Annotated in this window: 2 pseudogenes; both read right to left on the bottom strand. The window is 73.8% G+C overall.

Annotation, left to right across the window (positions count from 1 at the left end):
- Nucleotides 1–674 (bottom strand): annotated as a pseudogene (locus tag I53_RS08190) (adenylate/guanylate cyclase domain-containing protein); the annotation flags it as partial.
- Nucleotides 674–1,025: pseudogene (locus tag I53_RS08185) on the bottom strand (GTPase HflX); the annotation flags it as partial. The pseudogenes I53_RS08190 and I53_RS08185, both read right to left, overlap by 1 nt.

The following is a 1,025-nucleotide window of genomic DNA, read 5'->3' as shown; positions in this document are numbered from 1 at the left end:
CGCTCGTGCTCCATGCGCAGGGCCCGCGCCACCGCCGCGCGCAGGCGGATCATGCCGTCGACCACCAGGAGGCCCGCCGCCATGAAGGTGGCGAGCCCGGTAAGCTGCGCGGTCGGAAACGTCTCGGCGTTCGGGAACAGGTCCGGATGCAGCAGCCCGACCAGGAAGGCCGCGCTCCAGCAGAGGGTGACCACGCCGCAGAACAGCAGGGTCTGCGCCACCCGCATGCTCAGGCCGGTCTGGAGCAGGAGCAGGAAGGCGGGCAGGCGGCTCACCGCGTCGGCGCCGAGACCGGCCCCGCCGCCGGCCAGCATGTGCTCGATGATCACGTAGACGGCGAGACCGGCGTTGAGCCCGGTGCCGGCCCAGCTGTAGACGTTGGCCGCGGGGCCGCCGCCCCGCTCCCGGAGACCGAACCAGACCGTGCCGAGGCCGTAGAAGCCGAGGATGAGCCAGTGGCTCAGGGCATGCAGCGAACCGTCATAGGCCTGGGCCGCCATCAGCAGCACCAGCACGATCACGATCCGCAGGCCGAGCAGGCGCAGGCCGCCGCCGGCCTGCATGGCCCGCAGCACCGCCTCGTCGTCCGATCCCGGATCCGCCCGGCCCGCCGCCGGCGCCCGCATGGTCTGCAGGCCGGGAAGCGGTGGATTGCCGAAGCTGCCGGAGGCCATCAACCGCCCCGGCCGAGGCGCCGGGCCGCCGCGAAGCGGTTGAGGAAGCGCGGCTCCTTCTCGGGGGCGATCCGGACCGCGAGATGCAGGGTGCCGTCGGCCTCCGACCGGCGGTCGAGGATCTCGGCGTTCTCGTACAGCCAGTTGAGCGCCGCCCCGTCCTCCGGCGGCAGCGCCACCGCGAAGCTCGCGCGGTTGCGCCCGATCCGCGCCTCGATCCGGGCCGTCAGGGCGGCGAGCCCCTCCCCGGTGACCGCCGAAACCAGGACCGGCGCGGCGCTTTCGCGGTCGTTGCGGGCCTTTGGCCTGCCGCTGAGGTTCAGGAGCCGCGTGCGCTCGTCGTCGTCGAGG

This window comes from Methylobacterium sp. B1 (assembly GCF_000333255.1).
Lineage (GTDB): Bacteria > Pseudomonadota > Alphaproteobacteria > Rhizobiales > Beijerinckiaceae > Methylobacterium > Methylobacterium fujisawaense.
The sequence above is the reverse complement of the archived record's forward strand: the minus strand, read 5'-3'. Positions and strand labels throughout refer to the sequence as shown.